18 protein-coding genes and 1 pseudogene are annotated in these 18,404 nt (G+C 46.2%); 7 read left to right on the top strand and 12 right to left on the bottom strand.

The window, feature by feature from the left end:
• Nucleotides 1-6: 6 nt before the first annotated feature.
• Nucleotides 7-1,098, top strand: coding sequence for a 5-(carboxyamino)imidazole ribonucleotide synthase (locus CMM32_03365; protein ID MBT05939.1), 1,092 nt, complete (start codon nucleotides 7-9; stop codon nucleotides 1,096-1,098).
• Nucleotides 1,099-1,124: 26 nt separating this feature from the next.
• Here the strand turns inward: CMM32_03365 and CMM32_03360 are convergent, their stop codons facing one another.
• Entirely contained in the window at nucleotides 1,125-1,787 is a 663-nt protein-coding gene (locus CMM32_03360) for a COQ9 family protein (protein MBT05938.1), read from the bottom strand.
• A gap of 23 nt (nucleotides 1,788-1,810) precedes the next feature.
• Nucleotides 1,811-2,329, bottom strand: a complete 519-nt coding sequence (gene def, locus CMM32_03355; protein ID MBT05937.1) for a peptide deformylase — start codon at nucleotides 2,327-2,329, stop codon at nucleotides 1,811-1,813.
• A gap of 151 nt (nucleotides 2,330-2,480) precedes the next feature.
• Here def and rpsU point away from each other — a divergent pair, with 151 nt between their 5' ends.
• The gene (gene rpsU, locus CMM32_03350; protein MBT05936.1) at nucleotides 2,481-2,681 is read left to right on the top strand and encodes a 30S ribosomal protein S21; all 201 of its coding nucleotides are present in this window, start codon (nucleotides 2,481-2,483) and stop codon (nucleotides 2,679-2,681) included.
• Nucleotides 2,682-2,728: 47 nt separating this feature from the next.
• Here rpsU and CMM32_03345 read toward each other — a convergent pair whose 3' ends face one another.
• From CMM32_03345 to CMM32_03320, 6 genes are all read right to left on the bottom strand, one after another.
• Nucleotides 2,729-4,132 carry an amidase gene (locus CMM32_03345; protein MBT05935.1) on the bottom strand — a complete coding sequence of 468 codons (1,404 nt, stop codon included), beginning with the start codon at nucleotides 4,130-4,132 and terminating at the stop codon, nucleotides 2,729-2,731.
• Between the two features lie 27 nt (nucleotides 4,133-4,159).
• Complete coding sequence (locus tag CMM32_03340) at nucleotides 4,160-5,551, bottom strand: NAD synthetase (GenBank protein MBT05934.1); 1,392 nt, start codon at nucleotides 5,549-5,551, stop codon at nucleotides 4,160-4,162.
• Nucleotides 5,548-5,883, bottom strand: coding sequence for an NAD(P) transhydrogenase subunit alpha (locus CMM32_03335; GenBank protein MBT05933.1), 336 nt, complete (start codon nucleotides 5,881-5,883; stop codon nucleotides 5,548-5,550). The genes CMM32_03340 and CMM32_03335 overlap by 4 nt, the downstream gene beginning before the upstream one ends.
• Before the next feature lie 2 nt (nucleotides 5,884-5,885).
• The gene (locus CMM32_03330; protein ID MBT05932.1) at nucleotides 5,886-7,037 is read right to left on the bottom strand and encodes an NAD(P)(+) transhydrogenase (Re/Si-specific) subunit alpha; all 1,152 of its coding nucleotides are present in this window, start codon (nucleotides 7,035-7,037) and stop codon (nucleotides 5,886-5,888) included.
• 111 nt (nucleotides 7,038-7,148) lie between these two features.
• Nucleotides 7,149-8,474, bottom strand: coding sequence for an MATE family efflux transporter (locus CMM32_03325; protein MBT05931.1), 1,326 nt, complete (start codon nucleotides 8,472-8,474; stop codon nucleotides 7,149-7,151).
• Nucleotides 8,475-8,494: 20 nt separating this feature from the next.
• Complete coding sequence (locus tag CMM32_03320; GenBank protein ID MBT05930.1) at nucleotides 8,495-9,196, bottom strand: hypothetical protein; 702 nt, start codon at nucleotides 9,194-9,196, stop codon at nucleotides 8,495-8,497.
• 82 nt (nucleotides 9,197-9,278) lie between these two features.
• Between CMM32_03320 and CMM32_03315 the strand changes: the two genes are divergently transcribed.
• Entirely contained in the window at nucleotides 9,279-10,076 is a 798-nt protein-coding gene (locus CMM32_03315) for a hypothetical protein (GenBank protein ID MBT05929.1), read from the top strand.
• A 51-nt stretch (nucleotides 10,077-10,127) separates the two neighbouring features.
• Complete coding sequence (locus tag CMM32_03310; GenBank protein ID MBT05928.1) at nucleotides 10,128-10,865, top strand: hydratase; 738 nt, start codon at nucleotides 10,128-10,130, stop codon at nucleotides 10,863-10,865.
• Between the two features lie 66 nt (nucleotides 10,866-10,931).
• Here the strand turns inward: CMM32_03310 and CMM32_03305 are convergent, their stop codons facing one another.
• From CMM32_03305 to CMM32_03290, 4 genes and pseudogenes are all read right to left on the bottom strand, one after another.
• Nucleotides 10,932-12,041 carry an S-(hydroxymethyl)glutathione dehydrogenase/class III alcohol dehydrogenase gene (locus CMM32_03305; protein MBT05927.1) on the bottom strand — a complete coding sequence of 370 codons (1,110 nt, stop codon included), beginning with the start codon at nucleotides 12,039-12,041 and terminating at the stop codon, nucleotides 10,932-10,934.
• 62 nt (nucleotides 12,042-12,103) lie between these two features.
• Nucleotides 12,104-13,282: a GNAT family N-acetyltransferase gene (locus tag CMM32_03300; GenBank protein MBT05926.1), complete on the bottom strand. Its 1,179-nt coding sequence runs from the start codon at nucleotides 13,280-13,282 to the stop codon at nucleotides 12,104-12,106.
• A gap of 8 nt (nucleotides 13,283-13,290) precedes the next feature.
• On the bottom strand, nucleotides 13,291-14,655 hold the full coding sequence (locus CMM32_03295; protein MBT05925.1) for a hypothetical protein: 1,365 nt from the start codon (nucleotides 14,653-14,655) through the stop codon (nucleotides 13,291-13,293).
• A 55-nt stretch (nucleotides 14,656-14,710) separates the two neighbouring features.
• A pseudogene (locus tag CMM32_03290) lies at nucleotides 14,711-15,193 on the bottom strand (hypothetical protein).
• A 142-nt stretch (nucleotides 15,194-15,335) separates the two neighbouring features.
• Here CMM32_03290 and msrA point away from each other — a divergent pair.
• The 3 genes from msrA (at nucleotide 15,336) to CMM32_03275 (ending at nucleotide 18,295) form a co-directional block, all read left to right on the top strand.
• Entirely contained in the window at nucleotides 15,336-15,806 is a 471-nt protein-coding gene (gene msrA, locus CMM32_03285; GenBank protein MBT05924.1) for a peptide-methionine (S)-S-oxide reductase, read from the top strand.
• A 28-nt stretch (nucleotides 15,807-15,834) separates the two neighbouring features.
• The gene (locus tag CMM32_03280) at nucleotides 15,835-16,614 is read left to right on the top strand and encodes a crotonase (protein ID MBT05923.1); all 780 of its coding nucleotides are present in this window, start codon (nucleotides 15,835-15,837) and stop codon (nucleotides 16,612-16,614) included.
• A gap of 4 nt (nucleotides 16,615-16,618) precedes the next feature.
• A complete protein-coding gene (locus CMM32_03275; GenBank protein ID MBT05922.1) occupies nucleotides 16,619-18,295 on the top strand; it encodes a cyclohexanecarboxylate-CoA ligase in 1,677 nt (558 codons plus the stop codon).
• Nucleotides 18,296-18,404 lie beyond the last annotated feature (109 nt).

The raw sequence follows: 18,404 nt of genomic DNA, 5'->3' as shown, positions 1-18,404 counted from the left end.
CTGTTTGTGCGGGTTAAAGATCATATAGCGCTACCACCGGGATCCGTAGTAGGAATTTTTGGGGGAGGTCAACTGGGAAGAATGATGGCGGTGGCCGCGGCGCGAATGGGATATCATGCCCACATTTATTCAGATGAAATGGCTAGCCCTGCCATCGAGGTTAGTCGCTCCTATACAATTGCTTCGTATGCAGACGAAGAACGCCTAAAGAGTTTCGCCCAAGAGGTTGATGTCGCAACTTATGAATTTGAAAACATCCCAGTTAATAGTTTGCGTGAAGTCCAAAAGTTGGTGCCTGTCTATCCAAAACCAGNCATATTAGAGATTGCGCAAGACCGCGTTTCCGAGAAGGACTTCTGCAACAAATTGGGGATACCGACTGCACCTTATTGGCGGGTTACTGACCTCGGAACATTACAGGTATCCCTAAATGAACTTGGGCTACCAGGACTCTTAAAAAGTACAAGATTTGGCTACGACGGGAAGAACCAGATAAAGGTCAAAATTGGCGATAATTTAAGTGATGCATGGAACCATATAGGCGGTGGCCCCGGTGTGTTAGAGGGGTGGATGAATTATGAGAGAGAAATCTCTGTAATTGTNGTAAGAGCACAAACTGGTGACGTTCAATGTTATGATCCAGTAGAGAATGAACATAAAAACTATGTTTTACACAGAAGCATTGTCCCTGCTAGAATTTGCTCAGAAACAAAGGAAAAGGCTATTACCGCAGCCAAACATTTGGCTGTTAGTCTTGACTTGGTGGGCGTCTTGGCTGTGGAGATGTTTGTCATGAAGGACGGCGCAATTGCAATCAACGAGATGGCGCCGCGACCCCATAATTCNGGTCATTGGACGATTGAAGCTTGTGCCTCAAGTCAATTTGAGCAGTTGATACGATGCATTTGTGGGCTACCCCTTGGCAGTTGCGCCAGGAGTGCAGATGCGGAGATGCAAAATCTTCTTGGTGATGAGGTCAATGATTGGTTTCTTTATTTGGCGGATCCTAGCCAAAGACTACATCTTTACGGCAAAGGTGAGACTAGGGTAGGGCGAAAAATGGGACACGTGACTCGCCTGAAAACGCTTTTAAAATAGTTGTGGATAGTCTNAGTCGAACAGTTTTANTGTGCTCCACGAAGTGACTTAAGGNCCTTGAATAGCGGCAATATTGAACTTTCTATTTTTGGGAAACATTTCTTAATCTTCGGCTTTATTTTTTGAATAGACATTACGTTGCCTATTCTCCGCTCAAGGAAGGCTTGGGTTTCTAGATAGTCTGGAGAATCATCTGTAAGCCAATAAAGTACGGTGGAACAGTAGACTGCTGTGAGGAGAGAGCGTTTGGAGTAGTAGTTGAAATCCGTGGCGGCATCGCCAGCGGATCGCCACATTAGGTCTATGCTATGGTAAAGGACTTCTGCGCCTCTTGAGAGGTATTGGGGTGAGTACAATAAAGGAATGAGGTGTGATACGGCTTCTCGGTGAGGAGACATAGCTTGAATTCTAAGCATTATTAGGGTGCTTATACGTTGCCTTACGGGCATATCTAGGAGTGCCAAGAGACTAGCAGAAGTTAGCATTTCCGAATCAATCGCTGCGCCGTGTGCAAGAATAAGGTCACGAACTCCGCCCGGGAAAATTCTTATTATAGTCCGTTGATCAAATCCCAAACCCAGGCCTATGTTTCGAATATTTGCTTCTGTCCATCCAAGAAATGGATCCTGCCTCAGTAGAGTCTCCAAAATTTTGGTACGTTCGGTTTCAAAATTTGATGCTAATGGCATATGATCATGTTCCAAAAGTTACTTTAATCTGCGTTAAAACGCATCTCCGAGACATAATGAAGGCTATTTAGCTTATCCATGCGCATGGGATAAAGAATACCATCTAGGTGGTCGTATTCGTGTTGCACGACCCGGGCATGAAACCCATAAGCTTCGCGGTTGATTTGTTTTCCATTTTGGTCCCACCCTTGGTAATTGATGTGTGTATACCGAGGTACTGATCCTCGAAGATCTGGGACAGATAAGCATCCTTCCCATCCATTCTCTTTCTCATTCCCTAGAAATTGTAATTCTGGATTTATTAGGACTTGCTCCTCAAAACCTGTGTCCTGGCCTTCCTCTTCTGTTGGAATCTGAAATATCATCACTCGCAGAGAAACGTAGATTTGGGGAGCTGCCAGGCCCACTCCTCCTGCATCAGTCATTGTCTCTCTCATATTATCCAAAAGCTCGCGGATCTCGCGGCTAGTGGGGTCGTCAACCGTTTTAGCAACCTCCTTAAGAATGGGATGTCCCATTTTTGCTATTTTCAATATGGCCATGGTTGTTAGTCCTAAAATTCCACTTGTCCATGTTTGGGCTCGAATCCCAAGATACTCCCGTTGTTATAATTTTGGAAGGACTTCACAGAGNGCACGGATTGTGGTACTTCATGCTNTCTTATAGAAANTCTGTGGATTGAGAGGATAGATTTTGCAAGTTTTGGTGCGTGATAANAATGTTGATCAGGCTCTTCGTGCTCTAAAGAAGAAGATGCAGCGGGAGGGAATTTTTAGGGAAATGAAGATGCGGAGATCTTTCGANAAACCTTCTGAGANGAAGGCGCGGGAGAAAGCTGAGGCTATTCGACGAGCTNGAAAATTAGCCAGAAAAAAGGCCATGCGCGAAGATTAAGGCCTACCTAAATTAANAGAAAATATGTATGTCTAGNGAACGNGTAATTATTNTTNCTCTATGGNNGGCATNTTAAAAGGTTCTGCCNTTTCAAAAGCNTGACANAACCTCAATAGATTTGCTTCATCAAAACGCGANCCAACTATTTGCATGGAGAGGGGCAAGTGCTCTTTTGTAAAACCGCAAGGCACAGTCGCGGCTGGGTGTTGTGTCAAATTAAATGGATAGGTGAAGGGTGACCATTCCCACCAACGTTTCATTNCACTGTTGGGCGGCACTTCATTATTTGCTTCAAACGCGGTTAGTGGAAGTTGGGGAGTGATAAGAAAATCATGATCTTGCAGAAAAAGGGTAATTGCGACAGCTAATTGGTCACGAGCTTTTTCGGATTTTCTGAGTTCTATGCTACTCACCTGGCTTCCCAATTCCGCCAGTTCCCGCAGCGGGGCATCCATCAGGGCCTGTTTTTCTTTTGGAGTTTCATTTACCAGGACGGCCAACCCAACAGACCAAAGTGTAATCATATCTTCAATTGGATCGCTTATGGGTGGATCTATCTCCGTTACTTTGGCTCCAAGTTGCTCGAAAAGACCAACTGCCTTGCGCACTTTTTCGGCGACTTGAGGATCTACTTTCGCGTAACCTAATGAAGGGCTAAAAGCAATTTTTACATTTTTAATGCCTTGCTCCAGATCTTGTTCATAATCAATTGGACGGTACGGGGCTGCATACCAATCGCGCGGATCGGGTTGACTAATAATACTAAGCATACGCGCCGCATCTCGCACTGTCCGGGTCATAGGTCCTTGGTGGGATAGAGTGCCCATAACAGTNTGAGGGTAAGCAGGTACTAGGCCAAAAGTTGCCTTCAGGCCAAAAATTCCACAAAAGCCTGCGGGCATTCGTATCGATCCGCCACCGTCTGAACCTATATTGAGGTGTCCCATTCCTAGTGCAGCCGCAACAGCTGCTCCCCCTGAACTACCACCAGAAGTAAGCTCTGGGTTCCAAGGGTTTTTGGTGCTTCCGNTTAAGGGGCTGTCTGTTACGCCTTTCCATCCAAATTCCGGCGTAGTTGTTTTGCCTACAAAGACCACNCCTTGTTCCCGCATTCGNGCAACACTNGGTGCGTCTTCNTNCCANNTNTGATTTGGGTCTGTTGTNCTTGACCCCTTAAGCGTAGCCCACCCCTTTGATAANATGAGGTCTTTAATGGTGCTTGGGACTCCATCTAATAGTCCAATGGCTTCCTTGTTTTGCCACCGATTTTCCGACGCCTGGGCATCGCGGAGGGCTTTCTCTTCATCTACAAGACAGAAGGCGTTATATTTTTTCTGAAGGAGGCTAACTCTGTCCAATACAGACTGGGTTGCTTCCACGGGAGAGGCTTCCCCAGAGTTATACAAGTGAACTAGATCTGTAGCGGAAAAATCACATAGTTGACCCGACATTTAATCTGCCTCACTTCCTACCCTCAGTTAAAGGCTTTTTACTATACCTTCAACCATTTGTTTGGCATCACCGAACAACATCATGGTCTTGTCCGAGTAAAACACCTCGTTATCTATTCCCGCATATCCTGGAGAAAGTGATCTTTTAACAAATAGTACTGTGCTAGCTTTCTCCACATCTAATATAGGCATTCCGGCAATTGGACTGGCNGGGTCTTTCTTAGCTGCAGGGTTGGTTACGTCATTAGCACCAATAACAAAAGCCACGTCACATGAAGCAAAATCGTTATTGATCTCTTCTAGCTCAAAAACCTCATCATACGGCACGTTGGCTTCAGCTAATAATACGTTCATATGTCCAGGCATGCGACCCGCCACAGGATGTATTGCGTACTTCACATTGACGCCTTGGTCCTTTAACAAATCTGCCATCTCTCGAAGAGAGTGTTGAGCTTGGGCCACTGCCATACCATAGCCCGGCACGATGATAACGTTTTGGGCGTTTTTCATAATAAAAGCAGCATCGTCNGAGCTACCGCTTTTTGCATTTCTATCGCTGTTATCTGAGGATGTCCCACTTGTTTCCGCTCCAAATCCTCCCAGTATTACGCTAAAAAAGGAACGATTCATTGCGCGGCACATGATGTAACTTAGGATAGCACCCGAAGATCCCACTAAAGCTCCAACTATAATTAATGCGGGGTTTTGTAGCGTAAATCCAATACCTGCAGCAGCCCATCCAGAATAAGAATTCAACATGGACACAACGACAGGCATATCTGCTCCACCAATGGGAATNATGATGAGAATACCCANNAGNAGGGCTAAGGCTATCATAGCCCAGAAAACGGAGTAGCTGNCGCCNCCAGTTAAACAAAACAANACAATCAAGCCNATAATCACAAGGCCTGCAAGGAGGTTCAGCAGNTGTTGCCCCGGAAATACAATTGGAGATCCGCTCATGAGGGCTTGTAGTTTGGCAAATGCAATGATCGAGCCTGTGAATGTAATGGCGCCTATGACCGCCCCTAGTGACATTTCAATGAGGCTTGCTGATTTTATGTCTCCGCTTGAGCCAATTCCATACGCTTCAGGGGCATAAAGAGCGGCCGCAGCAACTAAGACCGCTGCAAGGCCAACCAGACTGTGAAAAGCTGCCACTAGTTGTGGCATGGCTGTCATTTGTATACGGAGAGCGGTGATCGTTCCTATTGCGGCACCCGCGGCTACAGCTACAAAGATGGTGAGATAAGCGGAAACATTAGGCGCCAGAAGGGTGGTTACGACAGCAATAGTCATTCCTGCTATCCCAAACATATTTCCCGAGCGGGCGGATGCAGGTGACGATAAGCCCTTTAAGGCAAGGATAAAGCAAACAGCGGAGATAAGATAAAGAATTGCGGAAAGATTACTTGTCATGGCTGCTCCTTTCCNTATTTCTTTTTCTTAAACATTTGAAGCATTCGCTGGGTGACAATGAAGCCTCCAAAAATATTAATGGACGCTAATAACACTGCGAAGAAGCCTAATGTTTTGGATATACTGAGCGAACCATCCTCAGGGTTTGTTGCGATCCCGGACATTTGGGTTCCAACAGCAATTAGTGCGCCTACCACAATGATGCCCGAAATTGCATTTGTCACTGACATTAAAGGGGTGTGAAGGGCAGGGGTAACACTCCACACCACATAATAGCCAACGAATACGGCCAACACAAAAATTGTTACATCGGTAATAAAAGGATCGACCATAGCTAAACCTCATCCTTTAACATTGGGTGAACCACTTCACCTCCACGTGTTGTTAGGGTCCCCGAAATTATTTCATCTTCCCAGTCAATAGAGAGCTTTCCGGACTCCTTGTCTATCATAGGTGTGAGAAAGTTTACGAGGTTTCTCGCAAATAATGCGCTTGAGTCCACTGGAATTCGTGCAGGCATGTTACTGTGCCCCACTAGCGTCACCCCTTGCTTTACTATTACTTTATCTATTTCTGACAGCGGGCAGTTACCTCCGGCCTCTACTGCGAGGTCGACAATGATGGATCCACCTTTCATATCCTCAAGCATGTAACCCGGTATCAACTCGGGGGCGGGTTTTCCTGGAATTAGGGCTGTCGTGATGACGATATCCTGTGTTTTGAGCGTCTCGTGTATTAGTTTGCTTTGTTGCTTTTTGTAGTCCTCAGACATTTCCTTAGCATAGCCACCCGTTGTTTCGGCATCTTGGTCACTCGTATCCACTACCTCAATAAACTTTGCGCCAAGGCTCTCTACTTGCTCTTTAACCGCGGGCCGTACGTCAAAGGCGGAAACAACTGCACCCNAACGCNTGGCTGTTGCGATAGCTTGTAATCCCGCAACGCCTGCGCCAAGGACCAGTACTTTGGCCGGGGCGATGGTGCCAGCCGCCGTCATCATCATTGGAAAAGCTCTGCCAAACTCTTCTGCGGCATCTATGACTGCTTTGTAGCCGGCCAGGTTACTCTGGGAGGAAAGGACGTCCATGCTTTGCGCGCGACTAATTCGCGGAAGAAGCTCCATGGAAAACGAAGTAAGCCCATACTTAGCATAGGATGAAATTGATGCTGGATTTTGAAGAGGAGAAAGTAAGCCAATGAGAATTGAGTTTGGATTCATATAAGAAAGCTCGTCCGTTCCCTCTTCATTAGTCATTGGGCCACGAACTTTCAAAACGACTTCAGCATCAGCATACGTTTCCTTGGCATCCGGGGCAACGAATGCGCCTGCCTCGGTAAAGGCTGTATCGGTAATNTTACAGTGATCTCCCGCACCTGCTTCAATAACGACTTGGGCTCCCGTTTGGACTAACTTTTTAACCATGTCCGGGGATGTGGCGACGCGAGTTTCTCCGCCGCGCGTCTCCTTAGGAATCGCGATCTTCATTACTAGTTACCTACTGTGATCCAGATATGAACATAGATGCTAAATAAAATGCACTTTTTTATAGCTTTGCCAAGCACGTTATTATTGAATTTATCTGAAAGTTGAGAAGATCTATGTTAATTCACGCTCCAACCGTGGATAACGGACTCCTAAGGTGATACCNCGNAAGCTCAGAAAAATGAGAAATGCAANCCATAATCCATGGTTNTCGAATATTGGGACTAGGACAAGTATGCTTAAAAGGTAGGCAAAGAAGGACACGAACATGGCGTTGCGCATTTCTTTGGCTCGTGTGGCGCCAATGAAAATCCCGTCNAGTTGGAAGGCCCAAACNGAGATGAGAGGTGCTATCACTACCCATATCAAATATTTTGCAGTTTCTTGTTGTACGGCCCTTATGTCTGTTATGGCAGAAATAATATAATTTCCTAAAGCTCCATATAGGCATACGTAGGCAAGCGANACAAATAGGGCGAGTTTAGTAGATTCTACAACTGCTTTTCGCAATCCAGCGCGATTTTTCTCCCCAATGGCGTGTCCTACCAAAGTTTCGGCCGCATGCGCAAAGCCATCCAATCCATGGCTTAAAAGGGATAAGAAAAGAATAAGAATTCCATTCGCAGCTAGTACAAGCTCACCCATCTTTGCCCCTTGTGCTGTAAACATGGCAACGGATGTGATGACGCAGATGCTTCGAAGAAATAGGTCCCGATTGATCCCCATAAGATTCGAGAGACGTGTTCTATCTACAATGCTACGCCAAACTACTTTGGCTCCGAGGGTCAGTTTTGTATTAGCTATTATCCAAAGCGCTGCAAGTAGCCCAGCGTATTGCGCTATCACCGTTGCCCACGCAACGCCGCTAACCCCCATTTCCAGTTGGACGGCCAATAGAACGTCAAAAACAATATTGACCCCGTTGATAAGGACCTGCAGTGCCAGTGCTGTTTTCACTTTTTGGAGGCCAATTAGCCATCCTAAAACACCGATATTAGCCAGAGTAGCGGGGGCACAAAGGATCCGGATACCCATATATTCTCTAGCTAGGGTTTCCACTTTGTCTGTGGAATCGACCAAAAATAAAGAGAGAGAAACAATCGGTTGTTCAGCGACAATGAAAATAGTTCCAAAAATTATAGATACGGCGAGGGTCTGGCTTAATACAGTAAATACTTCGTCTGGTGTGTCAGCCCCGTAGGCTTGCGCAGTGAGGCCGGTGGCAGAAAAACGGATGAATGCTAAGCTCCAAAACAAGAACGAAAAAATCATGGAGCTGAGCGCGACCGAGCCGATGTGCGCTGCACTTAGGTTCCCAATGACGGCCGTATCCACCATTCCCAACAATGGAACCGTTAGGTTCGCTAATATGAGTGGAAGCGCAAGATGCCATATTTTGCTATAATGATGTCCTCCGAGGGGAGGTCGCCGGCCTGTCATATTTGCTAATTATGTGCGGATCAAAAGTCAGAAATATCGTCGGAAATGGAGCTATGTATTAGCTGATAATGACATGAATCGTAGGAATCAGCNCCTTTGCGCATACTTGTCTCAGCGGACAGGTGCTTCGAAAGAACTTCTTTAGTAATTATAGAATTATGCCCTTCCACCAGTACGATCCATTCCGACATTTTATCGGGGGTGCCACGGATTTCCAATTCTTTCGTGACGGCGTGAGTGGCTTCCTGGTTGCCTTCACACATGTGGATGCCCACTACGCCTGTGCAGTCCATGATTTTTCCAAAGACAGCCTTCCGCACCCAGTTCTCCATCTCGTTCTTAGTTTTATCAGATGGTGAAATCCATGCGACCGAAAGCCCGGCACCAATTCCATACCCGAAACTCTCCTTTACCTTGAAGGCCGTACGGTTAGTATTTCGAAACTTGGCTAAATTTACTGTAGACCATTCCGTGGGGTTGTTGAGTTGTTTGTGATATGCGGGACTGGCAAGGGTCTCTGCAGTTTCAGTTTCATACAGTGCTGCAAATTGTGGATCTCCCTCGACGGCTTGATAGCGCCGTCCCCGCAAGAAACCAGCAATATTCAGTCTTTCTGGTAGATGTTGCTTAGTATACCATAGTTGAAAGTCTTGTAATTCAGCATCGTTTTGAATTGCGAGGTCGTGCCAAATCCCCAACAAACCTTTGCCTAAAAGAGCCATGGATGGCAGGCTAGTGGGGAAGTTCTTACCGGTCAATATTTAGTCCAACAATATCGTTGTTAGTCGCACAAGGAGTAGTTTAATGAATTTGCCGTTTTTTATCGTAGACGCATTTACTAACGTACCTTTTGGGGGAAACCCAGCAGCGGTTTGTATAGTGGAACAAGATGTTGATGCAGCTTGGATGCAGAATGTAGCTGCTGAGACACGTCTGTCTGAAACCGCATTCATCCAATCCGGAAGTGGGTCTAGGTTTAACTTAAGGTGGTTTACTCCAACGGTTGAGGTTAACCTTTGTGGNCATGCCACCTTAGCCAGTGCCCTAGTTTTGTGGACTGAAGACAGGGTGCCGTCTTCTCAGAACATTGAATTTGAGACCAAAAGTGGCCTTCTCACTGCTGCGCGGGTAGCTGAGGGTGCTGCCGTGGACTTTCCTTCCATTTCATCCCATTCTATCGAGGTTCCGCCGGGCCTCGAGGACGTCCTAGGAATTGATTTCGTGTGGGTTGGCACTGCCGGTGAAGATTTGTTGATTGAGGTAGACGACCCAGTTTTAGTTAAAAACTTTCAGCCGAATTTTTCAAAACTCTCAACTGTAGAAACCGCGCGGGGAATTATTATTACCGCTAAAGGAGATACTGACGGNTCTGCTGATTTTGTTTCCCGTTTTTTTGCGCCGCGATTTGGAATCGACGAGGACCCGGTAACCGGCTCTGCTCATTGTGCTTTGGGGCCTTATTGGGGTGCCAAACTTGGTAAACAGGAGTTAAATGGACACCAAGTATCGGCTAGGGGGGGTAAGATCGCGATTATTCTCGCGGAGGATCGCATTTCTTTAATTGGTAATGGTGTGACTGTTATGAAGGGGGAGTTGCAGTGAATTCCNATTCAATAAAAAAGGCTGCNGAAATTTTGGCCGCCGCCCGGATAGATGGTGGGGAGATTCAGGCCTTGGATCACGANCTNCGCCCATCAAATGAGGCTGANGCTTACAAAATTCAAGANATGCCTNCANAAGATTTTNGAGNACCGNGGTCACGGTANNGNAATAGGTTATAAAATNGGNTGCACNACTNCNGTNATGCAAAAATTTCTACAGATAAACAATCCCTGCGCTGGCTCGATAATTCAAAAAGATTTGCACAATAACCAAGGTATTTTCTCGCACCCATCCTTCCGGCGCGTAGGCGTAGAGTGTGAAATTGCTGTTCGTCTAAAACGTCCCTTGGGGTCTGACTGTCCAATACCTGAACTTGAAGAGATGTCGAGCTGTGTGGCTAGCATGCTGCCAGCCATAGAGGTAGTCGATGATCGTTATCAGAATTACGAGTTGTTAGGGGCGCCTACTTTGATCGCCGATGACTTTTTCCACTCGGCGTGCGTTGTGGGTAAGGGGACAACTTCTTGGAAACACAGTGAGTTAGGGTTATTGAACGGTGTTATGACTATAAATGGTACCGTGGTTGGGTCAGGGCTTGGAAGCGATATTATGGGGCATCCGCTTGGCGCCTTGCAGTGGATGGCAAGACTGTTCCAAGCCCGGGGTAAAATTATAGAGCCAGGTCAGATTGTATTGTTGGGCAGTGTTGTCGAGACTAAATGGGTGGAGGCAGGAGATACGGTTCAAGTTGATATAGAGCAACTGGGCAGAGTAGAAGCGCAATTTTAGGGATTTGCCAAACATTATTGACACTGGGCTAGCATAAAGTAGCGTCAGAAGAACAATAGTTACTAGCTAAAAATTTACCACACTGCGAATTGACGTGCCTTTCCTCATTAGATCGAACCCTTCGTTAATTTTTTCTAAAGGCATAGTATGGGTGATCAGATCATCAATGTTTATCTTTCCATCCATATACCAATCCACAATCCGAGGCACATCTGTTCGGCCTTTCGCGCCGCCAAACGCCGTTCCACGCCAATTTCTTCCCGTTACGAGCTGGAATGGACGGGTCGCTATTTCTTGGCCCGAACCGGCAACTCCAATAATAATTGAAGTACCCCATCCCTTATGGCAACACTCGAGGGCTTGGCGCATGACATTTACATTTCCGATGCACTCAAAACTGAAATCAGCACCACCTTTGGTAAGATCAACTAGATAGGGGACAAGGTCTGCACCAACTTCTGATGGGTTTACAAAATGTGTCATGCCAAATTTTTCAGCGAGCTCTTTTTTAGAAGGATTTAAGTCTACGCCGACAATCATGTCGGCCCCTGCTATACGAGCTCCCTGGAGCACGTTGAGCCCTATGCCACCCAGCCCAAAGACAACTACATTGTCGCCAGGCTGGACTTTGGCGGTGTTCATAACCGCACCAAGCCCTGTGGTCACCCCACAACCGATGTAACAAACTTTGTCAAAAGGGGCGTCTTCCCGAATTTTAGCGAGAGCTATTTCGGGAACAACTGTGTGATTTGCGAATGTTGAGGTTCCCATGTAATGATAAATAGTATCTTTTCCTATGCTAAACCTACTTGTCCCGTCTGGCATTAGTCCCTGGCCTTGGGTTACACGAATTGCTTGGCACAGATTTGTTTTTCCACTCAAACAATACTCACACTCTCGGCATTCCGGAGTATAAAGGGGTATGACGTGGTCGCCCTTTTTTAGGGAGGTTACTCCAGCACCAACGTCGACGACGACGCCAGCCCCTTCGTGTCCTAAGATTGCTGGAAAAATTCCTTCTGGGTCTTCTCCAGACAGGGTAAACTCGTCGGTATGGCATACTCCAGTAGCCTTTATTTCAACAAGGCATTCGCCTGCTTCTGGACCACGGAGCTGCACTTTTTCGATCACGAGAGGTTTTTGGGCCTCGTATGCGATTGCTGCCTTAGTTTCCATATTTCCCCCTAATTTTTACCCTATCTAACAGTTGGCTTGTTGTAAGTAGTTTTTGAAGCGCTTCACCGAAGTTGTTTATATGGAGAGTAAATTTCCTCTATTGCGTCCACATGTGATTTTATTTCTCTTCTTTCGTCTGCTAAATAATTTTTAACCGCTTCTCTGAAGCCCTCATTACGTATCCAATGAGCACTATAGGTGATCTTTGGAAGATATCCTCTATGCACTTTATGCGAACCTTGGGCCCCTGCCTCGACAAATGAAAGCCCATTTTCAATGGCAAACTCGATGGCTTGGTAATAGCAAACTTCAAAATGTAGGCAATCATGTTCCTCGATACATCCCCAATGCCGCCCAAACAACGTGTCTTTGCCTAAGAAATTAATTGCTCCCGCTATGTAACGTCCATTATTTTGGCACATCATGAGAACTATTTTTTCTGGCATCATGTCGTGAATGATATTGAAAAACTCCCGGGTTAGATATGGTGTGCCCCACTTTTTATTCCCGGTATCGACATAAAAGCTGTAAAACGCATCCCAATGTTCTTCTTTAAGATCATCTCCGGTTAAAATTTCAATTTGCACACCGTTCTCCAGAGCCTTTTTGCGCTCACGTTTTATCGATTTTCGCTTTCGAGACGTCAAGGTGGCAAGAAAATCATCAAACGTTTGGTATCCATTGTTTGACCAATGAAATTGTTCCCCTGTCCTTTGAAGAAATCCAGATTCACCCATTAGCTCCCATTCATCACTAGTTGGAAAGGTAAAGTGTAGAGAGGACACTTCGTATTTTTGGGCTACGTGGACTGAGGCGTTGAGAAGTAGGAGCATTTTCTCTTTAGCTCGATCCCCAGGAGCAACTAGTAACCGAGGGCCGGTGGCGGGTGTAAACGGAACTGAGGCTTGTAACTTAGGATAATAGGAACCGCCAGCATTTTCGAACGCTTGTGCCCATCCATGATCAAAAACATATTCTCCCTGCGAGTGGTTTTTTAGGTAAAGTGGAATTGCACCTAATAAATCGCCGTCATTTTGTTCCAGCAAAATATGTTGCGGCAGCCACCCCGTTTGTGATGTGCAGGAGCCGCTTTCTTCAAGGGCGCGCAGGAATGTATGGGAGACAAACGGATTGGTGTTACCAGCGCACGAATCCCATTCGTTAGGCTTGACTTCCGAAATGTTGGAAATTGTGCGGGCCTGTAATGTGGGAGCTTCGTCTAATGGCTGTCCTTTATCCATGCTGCTGTTTAGGCGGCTTTCCACAGACCCTCACGTGCTAGTTCATCGCTCAATTTTCGGATGGCCCTTTCGTCGCGTTCGATCATTTCATCTACATCTGATTCCGTCATTACCAATGGCGGTGCGTACGCGTAGGAGTTTAGTATAGCCCTGTGAATCACGCCCTCCTCAAGTAATAATTGCGTAATGCGAGGACCAATTTTAGCTGACGGGTCAAACGGAATTTTTTTCGCTTTGTCAGCGACCAACTCGACACCTGCCATCATTCCGACACCTCGAACCTCCCCGACCAAGGGATTGTCTGAAAAGGTTTCCTTCAAGCGAGTTTGTAGGTAATTGCCAACCTTTTGGGCATTATCAACGAGCTTCTCACGGAGCATAATTTCAATGGTTTTCAGACCGGCTGCTGCTGCAAGAGGATGTCCGGCATAGGTGTAGCCATGTGCAAAAGGACCCGTCTCGGGAGAGCCATCTCTCAGGACCTCCCAGACTTTTTCGGAAATTATAGCGGCCGACATGGGCACATACGCACTGGTCAGGCCCTTGGCAATAGACATCATATCCGGCTCAAGTTCATACATATGTGATCCGAACATGGTTCCTAGGCGACCGAAGCCACAAATCACCTCATCGGCAATAAACAAAATATCATGCTTTTTCAGAATAGCCTGAACACGCGAAAAATATCCTTTTGGAGGAGTTATGACCCCACCGGCTCCCATAACGGGCTCCGCTATGAAGGCCGCAATCGTTGACGGGTCTTCTTTCTCAATAGTTTGCTCCAGTTCCTTGGCTAATCTTTCCGAGAATTCTTCTTCAGTTTCCCCCGGCTCCGCGTTGAAGTAATGATGGGGAGAGGTCACGTGCAGGAAGCCGTCCAGAGGAAGATTAAACGACTTATGGTTGGTAGGGAGGCCGGTCATGCTCGCNGCTACAGCGGTTACCCCGTGGTAGCCATTGTGTCGGGATATGATCTTNTTTTTCTGAGGAAGACCNCGCAAATTNTTNTANTACCANGNNATTTTTACNTGAGTGTCGTTTGCTTCNGAGCCNGAGTTNCAAAAGAAAACCTTGCTCATGTGNTCTGGGGCTANACGGAGGACTTCGTCNGCTANNCTAATNGCNGGTTCATTNGCCATNGAAAAGAANAANTGGTAGTAGGCNAGCTTNCTGGCTTGNTCNNTTATGGCATCCACCATTTCTTGGCGNCCATGTCCAATATTAACGCACCANAGGCCACCCATNGCATCNATNTAATCCCGCCCAGTNGTATCNGTNACGCGAGCNGCNTGNCCTTTNNCTATCACNATCGGCCCANGTTCTAAATGNTCNGTGATNGAGGTNTATGGATGNANTAAGCTTTGTTTATCCATTTCCTCCANTGANAGGTTTCGGCCTTGTTTNTTGATTNCCCATGGNNTNTNTCCTTTANGTTNNGNGTNATNACTTTATNTCAAANACNGCNTCNGCTTCTGTTGCCACATTTCGAGGTAGAGCGTTTGTTCCAACAGCAAAGCGAGCGTGCCGTCCAGCCTCTCCAAAAACCTCGACCATGAGATCGGAAACGCCATTCGCGACTTGTGGTTGTTGGGTAAAACCATCNACACAATTGACAAACACTCCAATTTTAACGCACTTGACCACACGATCAAGGTTGCCGCCACAAGCTTCTTTTAGTTGAGCAATGATGTTAAGGCCGCAGACTTTGGCCGATTTAATAGCATCCTCTACGTCAAATTCGGCACCGACTTTTCCAATATGAAGAATATCTCCATTCCAAAAGGGTATTTGGCCAGCTATGAAGACTAAGTTTCCACTTACCACGTATGGAACGTAGTTGGCGGCAGGATTCGCTGGCTGCGGTAAAACAATACTTAGTTCTGTAAGGCGATTCTCAATTTCATTAGACATTAGGTCCTCCGGCATAGTGGCAGGAAATTATTGCGGTTTGCCCGGTCTCCTGATTTTTGACTTGTTTCATGGAAGTCTAGCAGGCAAAAATTGTGTGTCGTTAATTGTATATCTTGTCTGAGAAAAAGGAAACGGAGTAAGCATGGAACAGGCTACATTTGGTGCTGGCTGTTTTTGGGGGGTGGAGGCCGCGTTTCGTCAATTGGAGGGGGTTAGAGAGACGTCTGTGGGATATTCAGGCGGTCATTTAATCAATCCAACTTACGAGGATGTTTGTGGAGGAAATACAGGGCATGTGGAGGTTGTAAGGATAATTTTTGATCCAGAAGTCATTACTTATGAATCTTTGCTGAGTACCTTCTGGGCCAGTCATGATCCCACGCAAGTAAATAGACAGGGTCCGGACGTCGGGAGCCAATATAGAACTGTAATCTTTGTTCATGATGAGATTCAAAGGAAAATTGCTCAGGAATCAAAGGATCAGTTGCAGGTCTCTCAAAACGCTATCAGGGTCATCGCTACAACTATAGAAGAAGTTGGGGATTACTGGGTGGCGGAAGACTATCATCAACAATTTATTGAGAAAAGAAGGTCCGTAGGTTTCGGTAGGTGAAGATTTTATCNGAGTTAGCGAGGAAGAAATGAAATTTTCTGAAATTTTGTACGAAGAAGATGGTCCGATTGGACGCCTAACTTTGAATAGGCCAGACGATGGCAACATGTTTACCCCGATAATGTGCCACGAGGTTCGGGATTGCATAAATGAAATTCGTCGTGAGACTCGAACCCGAGTTATTGTATTAACCGGTTCAGGTGATAAATTTTTTTGCATAGGCGGCAGGAAGGAAGGCATGCAAGACACCAATTTGTATGCAGGAGTATTGCCCACCCTGGAGATGTACGAGTCGATTGATAGGTTGCAAAAACCTGTTATTGCTAGTGTCAACGGTTTCGCGGTTGGCGGCGGTAATGTTTTACAGATGGTATGTGATTTAACCATTGCGAAGGAGGGGGCAGTTTTTAGGCAGGTGGGACCTATGATGGGCTCGTTTGATGCCGGTTATGGCACCTGGTATCTGGAGGACTTAGTCGGAAAGAAACGCGCTAAAGAGATGTGGTATACGAACAAGAAGGTTAATGCCGAGGAAGCGCTAGCTATGGGGTTAATTAATCGAGTGGTTCCGGATTCGGAGCTCGCTGGAGAAACGACTTCCTTTGCTATGGAAGTTGCTGGTCGTGGCTCTGTAGCTTTAGCGTCGATAAAGGCCTCGTTTAATGCTCGGCATGGGGGCGTGGGTGGCCTCTCCAGATTGGCTCATGATTTACTTCTCAGGCAGTATTTAANCACTGAAGAGTCTAAAGAACTCAGAGATTCTTTTGCGGACCGACGTCCTCCTGACCCGGAGAAATTTGGCCAATAAACTTATGGCCTTATTAACNCTTCACGATCCAGCCGCGGCTGCTCAATATTATAAAGAAGGTCTCTGGCGTGCGGCTAGCTTTTATGATTTGGTTGCAAAGCATGCTAGAGAGCGTCCCGAAGGTCATGCGGCAAGAGATTGCAATAGGAGGCTGAGTTGGGCAGAGTTGGAAAGATGGTCACGTGCAGTGGCCATAAGTCTTGAAAAATCGGGGTTGAGATTTGGCGACCGGGTGTCTATGGCCATTTCTAATCGTGTAGAAGCTCTAATCATATTTATTGCATGTTCTAGAAATGGATACGTGTGTAATCCATCTTTGCACAAGAATTACACGGCCGCTGAGATGCGTTCTTTGCTAGCAGAGATTTCATCCAAGGCAGTTTTTTATGAGAAAGATTGGAACGCGGATAAAAAGGATCTATTGGCTACGGGAGTTGGGGATCTTGCTCTTCAGTTTACTGCGGAACTACNGCCGGGTAGTGAGTTTTCTCTTGATTTTCTGGATTCCTCTGAAATGGATTTGATGCCGCACCAGGCCTCGTTAGGAGGAGATAAAATTTGTTATCTTGCCTTTACGTCTGGAACTACAGGTAAGCCTAAAGGAGTTCTGCACAGTGACAATACCATCTTGGCCAATGCGAGAAATTTAGTTGAGGAGTGGGGACATGATTCCAATACGGTAATTTTTTCGTTAAGCCCAGTTTCCCATCATATTGCGTGGGTGGGTCTTGCTCAGGCAGTAATTTCTGGGGCGGAATATGTGCTTGATGGCCCCGGTGAATTAAATCNACTAGATTGGATTACGNAGTCTGAGGCTACTTACGTAATGGGAGTGCCTACGCATGCTATTGATCTTTTAGCGGAACAGCATCAACTAGGGTCGAGTAGGATTGGTTCAGTCGAAACCTTCTATATGGCTGGGGCGCCGATTCCTAAATCAGTCGCGGAATCCTTTTTAGAGCAGGGGATTACACCTCAAAATGTTTATGGNATGACGGAGAATTCATCACATCAATTTACTCATCCGCAAGATGAAACCAAAACGATTATAGAGACATGTGGAAAAGGGGGGCGCGCATATGAGGTTAAAATATTTGACCCCGAAAATAAAGATAAGTTGCTTTCGAGGGGGGAGGTTGGCGAAATTGGTGGGCGCGGGGCCGCGTTGATGTTGGGTTATTTTAATGATCAATTTTCTACCGAAGATTCCTTTAACCAAACTGGATGGTTTATGAGTGGTGATTTAGGCCGTCTAGACGCAGACGGTAACCTAGAAGTAGTTGGGCGACTCAAGGATATTATTATACGGGGAGGAAGAAATATATTTCCTACGACTATAGAGGATTTGGCAGTGAGGTCTGATTATATCGAGAAGGCTGCTGCAATCCCATTTCCAGACGCGAGGTTGGGCGANAAAGTGTGTTTGATTGTCTTGTCTGCTTCGGAAGTTGCTCCCAAACCTGGGGAAGTATTAAATCATCTTAAAGAAAATGGCTTGTCAATTTATGATATGCCGGAATATTTTTTGGTCGTGGATGATCTACCACTAACTGCGAGTGGTAAAATACTTAAACGGGAGTTATTGGTCCAAGTGGAGCAGGGTAAGCTCTGTCCAGTGCCAGTAAGATTCTTGGAAAATGACAGAGAAAAGCAAGCTAGTGTTGACATAGAGGCGGGTTAGCTTTCTTTGCCTTATAACTTGAGGTAGGTTTCTGTTAACTGTGGACGCATAGTTCTGATATATTAGGGTCATTCAGNCAAAAACTTCTTCTCTCTCCTCCACATTACAT

The sequence above is a fragment of the Rhodospirillaceae bacterium genome (assembly GCA_002728255.1).
Taxonomy (GTDB): Bacteria; Pseudomonadota; Alphaproteobacteria; order UBA7887; family UBA7887.
This window is presented reverse-complemented; position numbering and strand designations above follow the sequence as displayed.

What these genes read in the sequence shown, in the direction of transcription:
- def (MBT05937.1), bottom strand. Translation starts at nt 2,329, where the DNA reads ATGGCCATATTGAAAATAGCAAAAATGGGACATCCCATTCTTAAGGAG.
- CMM32_03305 (MBT05927.1), bottom strand. Translation starts at nt 12,041, where the DNA reads ATGGAAACTAAGGCAGCAATCGCATACGAGGCCCAAAAACCTCTCGTG.
- CMM32_03300 (MBT05926.1), bottom strand. Translation starts at nt 13,282, where the DNA reads ATGGATAAAGGACAGCCATTAGACGAAGCTCCCACATTACAGGCCCGC.
- msrA (MBT05924.1), top strand. Translation starts at nt 15,336, where the DNA reads ATGGAACAGGCTACATTTGGTGCTGGCTGTTTTTGGGGGGTGGAGGCC.